This is a genomic window from Bacteroides sp. 1_1_30 (assembly GCF_020982715.1).
GTDB lineage: Bacteria > Bacteroidota > Bacteroidia > Bacteroidales > Bacteroidaceae > Bacteroides > Bacteroides xylanisolvens.
In genome coordinates this window covers 54,559-65,368 of record NZ_JAJKHN010000036.1, presented here as the reverse complement: position 1 = coordinate 65,368, position 10,810 = coordinate 54,559, and the positions used below count along the sequence as shown (strand labels likewise).

At 39.6% G+C, this 10,810-nt stretch carries 9 protein-coding genes; all 9 read right to left on the bottom strand.

Annotated features, from left to right (window positions below):
* Positions 1-829: 829 nt before the first annotated feature.
* Positions 830-1,537 (bottom strand): ComF family protein, encoded by a 708-nt coding sequence (locus LPH68_RS12580; RefSeq protein ID WP_008023155.1) that lies wholly within the window; start codon positions 1,535-1,537, stop codon positions 830-832.
* A gap of 43 nt (positions 1,538-1,580) precedes the next feature.
* The gene (locus LPH68_RS12575; RefSeq protein WP_151923581.1) at positions 1,581-2,384 is read right to left on the bottom strand and encodes an inositol monophosphatase family protein; all 804 of its coding nucleotides are present in this window, start codon (positions 2,382-2,384) and stop codon (positions 1,581-1,583) included.
* A 241-nt stretch (positions 2,385-2,625) separates the two neighbouring features.
* Complete coding sequence (locus LPH68_RS12570) at positions 2,626-4,155, bottom strand: hypothetical protein (protein ID WP_149944096.1); 1,530 nt, start codon at positions 4,153-4,155, stop codon at positions 2,626-2,628.
* Between the two features lie 13 nt (positions 4,156-4,168).
* Positions 4,169-4,948: a hypothetical protein gene (locus tag LPH68_RS12565; RefSeq protein ID WP_009000980.1), complete on the bottom strand. Its 780-nt coding sequence runs from the start codon at positions 4,946-4,948 to the stop codon at positions 4,169-4,171.
* Between the two features lie 7 nt (positions 4,949-4,955).
* Complete coding sequence (locus LPH68_RS12560) at positions 4,956-5,729, bottom strand: endonuclease/exonuclease/phosphatase family protein (protein ID WP_004302417.1); 774 nt, start codon at positions 5,727-5,729, stop codon at positions 4,956-4,958.
* Between the two features lie 31 nt (positions 5,730-5,760).
* Positions 5,761-6,717, bottom strand: a complete 957-nt coding sequence (locus tag LPH68_RS12555; protein ID WP_141408547.1) for a FecR family protein — start codon at positions 6,715-6,717, stop codon at positions 5,761-5,763.
* A 108-nt stretch (positions 6,718-6,825) separates the two neighbouring features.
* Complete coding sequence (locus LPH68_RS12550; protein WP_004317492.1) at positions 6,826-7,407, bottom strand: RNA polymerase sigma factor; 582 nt, start codon at positions 7,405-7,407, stop codon at positions 6,826-6,828.
* Positions 7,408-7,525: 118 nt separating this feature from the next.
* Entirely contained in the window at positions 7,526-9,709 is a 2,184-nt protein-coding gene (locus LPH68_RS12545; protein WP_151923582.1) for an alpha-N-acetylglucosaminidase, read from the bottom strand.
* 6 nt (positions 9,710-9,715) lie between these two features.
* Complete coding sequence (locus LPH68_RS12540) at positions 9,716-10,801, bottom strand: acyltransferase family protein (protein WP_004310720.1); 1,086 nt, start codon at positions 10,799-10,801, stop codon at positions 9,716-9,718.
* Positions 10,802-10,810: the final 9 nt, after the last annotated feature.

Sequence of the window (10,810 nt, the reverse complement as noted above, 5' to 3'; positions counted from 1 at the left end):
ATTCCTGAAGGCAAGAACAAGCTTAAAGAAGCAACAGGATCAATCGTTTGGGAAGAGGATGTTTTCATGATGCAAAAATAAGAATTTTAACGCAATCCCCCAAGGTTTCAGACTGAGCCAAACAGTGTTGCAAAAAATGTCAATAAAACTCCTATGTATTTCTGATAGATAGCACTACTTTATAAACCACTGGTATCCAACCGGTTACAATTCTATAATTTCCTTTAAAACCAACGGCCCGTTTCTCACCGAGAAACAACCTTTTCGACACCGAGAAACGAAGTGTTTCTCACCGAGAAACGAATCGACTGATAAAGTCCTAAACTTAAATTAAGGAAATTGTTCGTCTCTTTTATTTTTGACACTTCTATCGTAGGAATGTATATGTTGAAATATATTTCAATGATAATCTTATCGTGTCTAAAATATAATGATATGGAATAAATTTATAACCGTACCGTTTGGAATCAATTACCACTAATGATTTTATTAGTTATTTTTAAGCGAACGTTTACCTATTAATAGTTATTTCATTGCCTAAGGAGTTTTCGTTTGACAATTGTTAAGCGATAGTTCAACATCTGTCAAGCGTTCGTTCAACAGTTGTCAAACGATAATTCGTTAGGCAATTGAAAAAATAATATAAGCAAGAGAAAGAGATAAAAGCTGCATATTGACGAGTTATTGTCAGCGACAGTATTTTTGGTTATTTCCGTACCGAAACAAGCTAAATGCTAATTTAGAGTTCACCACGGATTACACAGATTCACACAGATTATTTTCATTTTCGTTGAATACCTATAATGAATTAGGGTACTGATATACATATTTATTCCACCATTGCCAACGTCAATATACTAATCCGTATATCCTCCACATCTACCAGACAGGAAGCACATGCCAGAGTAGTAGAACCAGTAGTCAACACATCGTCAACTATCAGTATGTGTTTCCCTGCAAGTGTTTCGGGATGCTGAAGTTCAAAGATACCTTCCACATTATCCCGACGTTCAAACACAGATTTACGCGTTTGCGTTTCCGTATTTTTCTTACGTAATATTGATTCTGTATCGATGGGGATTCCTGTTACAGCAGCAATACCACGAGCAATCCACTCACTCTGATTATAACCACGGATTTGCTGTTTTTTCTTATGAAGCGGTATGGGGATTATCACATCAATTCCCTGAAAAAAATTGGAAGACAAAAGTTCGGCAGCCATATACCGCCCCATAATTGCACCTATTTCCTTTTGTCCACCATATTTCAACCTATGAAGAATCAACCGGAAGTCGCTTCCTTTCTCATAAAAGAAAAAAGAAGTAGCCCGTTCCAAAGGGATTTGTCCCCAGAAGAGCCGCTCTACCGGATTATCTTTTCGAAGATGATAATTAGTACGGGGTAGATTGATATTACATTCTGTACAGATACATTCTTCACCCTTTGCTAACGGCCGGCCACAAACAACGCAGCAACGGGGAAATAGCAAAGATAAGAAAGAACTAAGCCAGTCTTTGATAAGAAGTGTGTGTTTCATAATAATAGAGATTTAAAGTTGCAATAGCACCTACATATTGCAATTACATATTCAATGGAGGGACTTCTGCCAGAAGTTTCTGAAAGAAAGGATGAAGATTTCCATTCGTTGCAAGAATATGATGTCCTTCTATGAAATGATCTTCACCATAAAAGTTAGTCACCTTTCCTCCCGCCTCCTGAACAATCAGTGCCGCTGCAGAATAATCCCATTTTCCGAGAAATGCTTCCATCCATGCATCAAAACGCCCAATAGCTACATAACAGATTGCGGCAGCAGCCGAGCCATTCATGCGAATGCCTCCCACTACTCCATAAAGCTGATCGATGAGATGAAGAGCGGTCTGTTTATATTGCAGATGATTATAAGGCAATTCTGTAATGACGAATGCATCTTTGATGTTTTCAACGTTCGACACATGAATTTCTTCGCCATTCATAAACGCTTTTCCGCCTTTCCAAGCATAAAAACATTCATCCCGGCAAACCTCATAAACGACGCCTAAAAGAAGTTCGGTACAGCTACGTAAAGCGATGGACACACAATAAGGAGCCTCATCATGAATATAATTCGTAGTTCCATCCAACGGATCAATCACCCAGCAGTATGGTTCATCCTGATAAATAGCAGAGCCTTCTTCTGTTATGAATCCCGCTTCAGGCAGTAAAGCAGTTAGGGCTTTCACCACACACACTTCAGATTCTTTATCTACATAAGACACATAATCGTGTGCATGTTTTTCCACCACACGCTCACGACGAAAGTTCTTTCGTTCTTCTTTCAAAAAATGTCCAACTTCCGTAGCAATCCGGCATACATCAGCTGTAAGTTGTTTTAAATCCAACATTTATTATTCAAATTAAAAAGTGCTTCGAAGTTATAGCTTTTCCGGCAAAAAGCATAAAGGAAAATAATATTTTCGTGTTTGATACGCAAATTAATGAGATAACATCAAAACTATTATAACCAATATTTTAAAAAAACATCTAAAAACAAGGCCGACTCATTTTCTTTTATGAGCCGACCTTTCTTTACTTTTACATCAAAATATAAATGTATTGTTCTTTATTCCTTAATTTATAACAACATTACTTCTGAACCACAATTTTCAACTTACAGGTACGTCCATAGAGTAATGCCACACCATCATAAGTGAGTCCGGTTATGCCAGCTCCCGAGTAGGCTGGTCCCTGGCTTCCTACCACTCCTGTAGGAGTAGCTATTTTACATCCTCCGGCAACTAATGCATCCATATCGTTTGCGGCTTCAATAACATGAATGACACCGTATTTGCCCGCCGCAGTAACAAAGGCAATATAAGAACCGTCTTTTATCTGCAAACTACAAGGATCATTCGGATATCCATCAGACGCATTGACTCTTTGCATTAACATATCGGCACCTCCTTTAGCTATACTTTCCAATACATTCAACGCCTCAAAAGTCTTGACGTCCGAAGCCGCGTTCGCCATCATCACATCAATACCAAGATCAGTAACCTTATCATCAGGGATAAGGGTAAACAGCGTTTTGTTGGTAGCAACACCTGCCGGTTTGATCCAGTCATTCACATCGTAAGCTCGCCCTATCGGTCCTCCACTAATTCTTGACGCACTGACATAAGAGAAACCTCTGTTTTTAACGGCAACAAAGCTTGGATTTCTCCATATATTGATGAAAGCAAAGTCTACGCCGTTTGCCTTTGAGCCATATCCTTTAATTTCCTTCAGGCTTAATACATGCTTTTGCACACCTTGTACCATTATTCCCTCTATGGAGAAAATATAAGGTTGATCCGGTTCTGTTGAATGTTCCCATTCGGGTGCCATTTCGATATCGTTGAAAACAAGCGCAACATTATTGTCAACACCCTCAAGACCTTCGATATTGATAATCTTTTCCTCTTTCAACCCCTCTATATCTTCCACCACAATCTTGATTCCATTGGTCTCTTTATTGTCTACGACAGTTTTCAGGATAAATTCCATTTCCAACGGATTGCCTGATACCGGAATAGTCGTATATTCCTTCAGGTCACCCAGTACTTTATTACACAACGTATGTTTTATAGACTTAATGCCCACAGCTGAACGAATCACTACAGACAGAGAAACCTCTTCATTGGGTACTAAAACAGGGAAATCTGATGGTTCGGTGAATATCTGGGATGGAAGTTTGGTTATCTTTTTAATAGGTATTACCTTTTGTGCCGTTTTTGTCAAAACGTCCGTTGATGTTACCAGTATTCCGGCTGCTTCACGCGTATTGACCTTGACATTCAAGTCAAATTCAAGTGTCATATCAGTTTGCAGAGTATCTATCTTTAAACGTTGGCGTTCAGTCGCGTTTATCTCTTCATATTCTCCATTTTCATCCATCTTCAACAAGGTAGCATATATACTATGTATACCCACAGCAGAGAAACTTTTAGCAGATACAGTCACCGTCGAGTTATACTCCACCACATCTATTTCGGAAGGAGAAGTGAGTTCTACAGTAGGTGGCGGATACGCGTTGTCGTCCGAATAATCAGACTCACTATCACTACAATTTGTCAACAACAAACCCCATGGAAGGGCAAGTATCAGGATCATTATATTTTTGATATATTGCTTCATGACCGTTCATTTTTTATTTTAAAGATTCGATTTGTAATTGAAAACAATGTAAATCTCCGCTTACACTTGTTTCGGTTACCCCCCTAAAAGCCCATTTATGTGAAGTCAGGACAAATATACAATACTCGGAGTCTCTATTTCTATTTTCCACTTCTACGAAAGAATAGGTATCAGAAGTTAAGTTAGAAGTAATTGCCGACTCAAGATTAGGCAATAACGCACGTTTAACAGTGCCTACCAGAACCGTCTGTTCGTTTACCTTTTTCTTAAATACGTCAACAGCCGGAGCTATCAGGTCTTCACTGTTTAATGACACAGAACAGAAGAGCATATCTATTCCGTTCACTGCTTCTGTTTTTGTTTCAAGATATCTGCAATCGTTTTTTACTACATATTGTGTCATTTCGGAAATAGTAGAAGGAAAAAGAACCGTACTACCGATTATCTTTTTCTCTCCGTTACTATAGCTGACAGGTACAAACACCGGCACTTTCTTACTCTCTCTAGCAGTCTCCGTACCCGTATTTATGATTGCAGTTTGCCCATAGACAGCGTTCGTCCTATCCAACAATGCCACTGAATGAACAGTGTTTCTGATAGATGACGCCACCTCTTTATAACTACAAGAGCTAAATAAATTTTGCTCTGACAAGTGCGCATAAACCAATACGTTAGTTGTTCTGAACCGGTTCCATTCCGGAATTTCTTCTCCCTTGTTATCCTCATCACTACACGAAACGAACAGGCAAGAGATGATACATATAAATAGCAGATATAGATAGTTTGATTTCATATTTCATTCATTTTACAAATTCAACTTCAGCAAACAAAGCTCTGTGGTCAGATACTTCCGGATTAGATAGAACTTTAAACGACTTCACTTTCCACTTATTCTGTGGAAGTCCGAATATATAATCAATCTTGATTGTCGGCTGATCTGCCGGATAGGTGAATGTATCATCACAGATTCTCTGCCAGTTCTTCATTACCTCACAAATCACATTAGAGTCGGTTCGGGCATTAAAATCTCCCCCCAGCAGTGTCGGAGTATCTCCCGTACCAATCCGCTCATTAATCTGTTCGGCCATTGCACTCCTTATCAGGTCCGTCGAATGATCCAGGTGAGTCGTTCCTATCCTGATTACGTCTGAAGTTCCCGGTTCCTGAATATCTACATATAATAGCGTCCGGGGTTCTTTGGCTCCGTCTATACCTTCAAAAGTTTTGTTATTGATATAAACAAAAGGATATTTTGAAAGGATAGCCACCCCATATTCTCCACCACCAGTATCCATCGCTTTCCCGAATACGGAAAACAATCCTAACTCCGCAGCCAGTTGAGTGGTGAAATCTTGATTTTTATTCCTTTTTGTGTTGTAATCTATCTCTTGCAACATTACAACATCCGGATTGTATTTCCTGATAAATACAGCATACTCCTTCACCGAGTAACCAGTCATCTGTCCGGACATCCGGCAATTATAGCTCATTATTTTAAGAGCCTGCGCATACGTACTTTGATACGCAAAGAAGAAAAGGCATACCCATACAATGGGCTTTAAAAGTGCTTTCATAAATTTGTTTTTGTTATTAGATTAAGTTTACTTATTCAACGGTATATGTATATTCTGATATTTTTTTAAAGCTAACCGGTGTTATGGATTGCATCACCTCCAACACATAGTTCAAATCGTTCCCTTTACAAACGAAGTCGTACGTAAACGAAGCAATCTTTTCGTTTTTAACTGTAATCTCTATATCAAAATGACGCGAGAGTGTTGTAAGCACCTCTTTCAATGATGCATTTCTGAAAATAAGCCGGTTGTTCTTCCAACTCGAAGCATCATCGTGATATCTATCAGTTTTTATTTTTATTACATTACTCCTTTTCTCATAAACTGCAGTTTGTCCGGGAAGCATTTGCTGCATAGGCCTGCGGCTTTGCACATGCCCGATATTTATACTTCCTTCGTCGAGTGTAGTTTTGATTACCTTATCCGAAGCGTATGCTTTTACATTGAAACACGTTCCCGTCACTTGTATTTTCACATTCTCGGCAAGCACCTGAAAAGGGGATTTCTTGTTTTCTGCTATCTCAAAATAAGCCTCTCCCTCCAACGTAACATTCCTGTTGTATTTTGCAAACTGTTCCGGATAGGTCAATTTAGAATCGGCATTTAACCACACCCGGCTACCATCAGGAAGTAATACAAGTAGCTTTTCACCCCTTACAGCACAGACCTCCCGATAAACAAGGTTTGCCTCACTACGACTTTGATAGAAATTATATCCTACACCTATCACAAGCAAAACTATTGCACAGGCTACCGTCCACTTAAAGAACAATGGCATCCTTATTCTCCTGTTCTTTCGTTTTTCTTCCCGCATCACGGCTTCCTGAATATTCTTATAAATGCGATATTCATCAAAAGGAGGCAATTCTCTGTCGCCCAATTCGAGCTGTTTGCCTTCTATTATCCTTTGAATGTCGTCATCCATATATTTCCCGATGCCGTCAACTACTTCAAAGTCCAGATTTGTATGTTTCTTTTTTGATTTCATATTTCAATATCTATTAGTAATACACACTGTTACAAAAAAGTATTATACAGACTACGTTAAACCGTGTTAATTCAAAAGAACGTTCCATATCAGCAAAAAGTGATAAAACTACATCATACAATAAAGCAACAACAAACTAAGCTCTCCCACTGTCGCGCGAATCTGCTTCAAAGATTGGCTATATTGAAATTTAATTGTATTGATCGAAAGATTAAGTTTATCGGCTATTTCCTGATTGGAATATTTTCCCGAAACTTTCATTTCAAAAACCTTGCGGCGTTGCGGCGAAAGTTGCTCAAGAGCTTGCTGTATGATGTTCATTTGTTCTTGTTTAAGGTTTTCGTTTTGAGAATTGTCTTCCAATTCCAAAACCATTGAAAGACAATCCTCAAGCAAATAGATATTTTTCTTTGAATCTCTCAACGTATTGAGCAGATCGTTCTTCAACATCGTAAAAAGGTATCTGTTTATGGGTTTTGTCTCGTCGATCTCTTCTTTTTTCAGCCAGAGTTTTAAGAATAAGTTCTGCACAGCATCTTCAGCCAATTCTTTATTCAGCAGATATTTAAATGCCAAAGAAAAGGTCTGCGCCGCATACGTCTTGTATACAATACTAAATGCCAGCTGGTTCCCCTCTTTCAGAGCCTTAACCAAAGCTTGGGCTTCATCCTGTGAGTATTTCTGGGACATCTTAATCATTTTAAATATGAAAATAAAAAACTTATTATATTAAGTCCTTATTTTCAAATATATTAATTCTTTCTGATATAGCATGAATCGCGAGCAACAAATAAAACAGGCCTCTTATTTATTTCACCAGTCTTTGATATTTGCTGAATAAAAAGGTTGAGAAGGATAATAATCCGTCAGTTGCTGAATGAATATCTTTTCGAACATCCTTCCGATCAGTTGCATTTACCCAACCTTCTTCTATTTCTTTTAATTCATCTTCAAGTTGCTTCTGATCCACCTCTACACCTTTCTCGGCCGCTTTGATGAATGTATCGATATACACCTCCCAGCGCTTTGCATAATAATCACTTATCAGCCCGGCCCACGAACGGCTGGCATAATCGTTCAGGCTTCCTCCCCAAGTCGTAATCAAGTTGCGAGCGTTCTTTTCATAATAGTCTTTCAATTGGGGAGAATCTCCCATCTTCCGCGCATCATCAATCCATTTATCCAGCGAACAGTAAGGATGAAAGGCATTCAGTTTATCCAAATCATTCAATATCTCCTTCATTTTCTCGCCGCAAGCTTTCAAAGCCTGATAGTCTTTAGCTTCAACCATCCTATCAAACTCCATTTTCACGTCAAGAAAGTAGTTTCCAAGCACCTGTCTGCCTACAGTAATCAAATCCAGACGAAAAGCATCTCTCCGGTCAGAAGGTGCTTCGTTCAGTTTTCTCCAAACCTCTAGTAGTTCAACATTGCTGTACACATTACTTGTGCGTTTTTCACTGTTCTTATTCAATGCAGGGCGATACCCGGGTAAAGTACCCAATGTGCGCGGCACTTGTGCATAAATGTCATTGAATAATCGTTTCCAAGCATCGCGCACAGGCTGCGACACGCATCCCACATGCCTGTCAGCCAGACATTCAATCCATTTATTATCATCTACATTCAGATTCCATGCTTTCTCAAGAATGTATTCGTAGGGAAACTGCATCACATCCAATCCTTCCAGCGTAGAGCCGATTCCTTTAAGGTTGCCTCCACCGTTAATAAGAGCATTCTCAAGTCGTGCGCCACTTTCTTTGACGTTCCCTGTCAAAGTCGTGTTTCCCCCGAAATTGCCCAGATAACACCAAATATAGGGCTGATCATGAAAATGCTCTGTTCTTTTCCATAATTCAACATTTTCACAATGATAATCAAGTAATATCATTTTATTCTGTGGCACTCCTGTCAGCAAAGCCTTCATTCGCTCGGAAGTCCATTTATCTTTATCAAAATAAAACATCCATGTCATTTGCATCCATTGGGCTTTGGGATCGGCAGCCGTCAATGTAGCGTACATATCCGAAGCTATCTTCCGCAAATATTCGGGTTCGAAACTGGGCGGGTCAACCTCATTGAAAGGATCTAAACCATAAATATGATCGGTTCCGAAAAGTTTTTTTTGTTCATCAAGAAATAGCTTCTGAATTTTCGCAAACAAAGCATCGTTAGGGTTCAGAAAATTACAACGGTATGCATCAGCAAAGCCGGCCCATTTGCCCAAATGTTGAATATCGACCTCGGGATAGAGCCGTTTTAAATCGGCAGGTACATGTCCGGCAAAGGCTGGCAATACAGGCTTCATATTCAATTCACGCTCACGCGCGAGTATTTTTTTCTGCAAGCTTACCTGGTGTTCCAGCCATTCCATCGGCAACGGACCGTTCCAACGATCTATGTTAGCCATCCGATGCCAGGGCAGATACGGCGGTCCCGTGAAGTAAGAGCGTATTTCGATGTCCGACATTCCCATTTTCGACCAGACTTTATACCACACGGCTTCTTGTCCGGTAATTGCCAAAGGCATATTTATACCATTAAGGGCCATCCAGTCAATAAAACGTTCCCATTCTTTCCATTGCCACCAAGGCATCGTGTAACCATACGTGCAGTAATTCAGGAAAAAACGAGTATCCACTCTCGCTTCCGAAACCACCTTCTCACCAACCATCGGCAATTCTTCAGGAATTTCAACGGCTATATCCGCATACCAAGACACTGTAGTGAGACAGTAATATTTCAAGTAATGGTTCAGTCCCATCGCCATTGAATTAGCGTTGTTTCCACCGATTACAATTTTATCTTTTACAGACTCTATCGTAAAGCAGTCTTTCTCTCCTTTTAACTTTTGAAACTGAAAACTCTCGATGTATGACGGCAGCAAACGTTTCAATAATGCTTCCGCAACAGCTACGTCTTTGTCTTTAGCCTGAAGAGCCAACGACATAAGCAGCATAACCAGACACGTGTATACACTTTTTCTTTTCATTCTGATTTATAATTTTATATAGATTTTTCTTTTTAACAAAACATATCCCAACAGCCCATTGAACAACAGGAAAAATACACCGTACATAAATGAACCGAAGTAATTTCCGAATAACGGGTTAAGCAAATTATTGAACACTGTTGTATGAATATGCCAATGCACAAGCAATCCTCCGGCTATACAACTAAACACATAAATTACAAGCGGATTCGCTCCAAATGCTTCGAAAAACGAAAACCACTTTTTATTCTGCTTCACATCAATGATATAGAGCAGCAATGCCAATGACAATGCCGCAATCCCACAAGTGAGCAAAACGAACGAAGGAGACCACAAACGTTTATTCAAAGGACAGGCATAGCTTAACAAATAGCCGGCAAACAACAGCGTGGTACCTATAAGAAATAGATTCAGCATCCGGCGGTCATTGTCTTTAATATCGATGATTATCTTTCCACAAACAAAACCGATCATTACTTGAGACACAGCGGGAATCGTACTAAGTATCCCCTCGGGATCGACAAACTGGCGGCCCTGAAGATACATGTGGTTAGACCCTAAAATAGCCGAATCAACAATCCCGACGATATTATCCGCACTCTTTTCAAATCCGTTTCCAAATAACTGAAAAATAAAGTAGACAATCAGCAAGATAATAGCTAATGGCATAAAACGCTTATGCGGTATTGTCACGGCCAATAAGGCTGTAATACCATAACAAATCCCAAGCCGTTGCATAACTCCCATCAACCGGAGCTGACTCAAATCAAAATAGTTACCACTATCTATTGCTGTTATGAACCACTCCATAACCAGACCAATAAATATTAATAAGAGACTTCTTTTTATGATTTTCGCAATGGCCGGTCGACACTGGAAGTTATACTTACACAAGGAGATGTAGGTCGAAATACCCATCAGGAACATAAACATCGGAAATACCAGATCGGCCGGCGAAAAGCCATCCCACTTGGCATGTGCAAAAGCGGCAAAGTTATACCCGCACTTTCCTGTATTGTTGACCAAGATCATCCCGGCAACAGTAATACCCCGAAGTACATCAAGCGAAAGTAACCGTTTGTTCGGATTCATAATATTTGA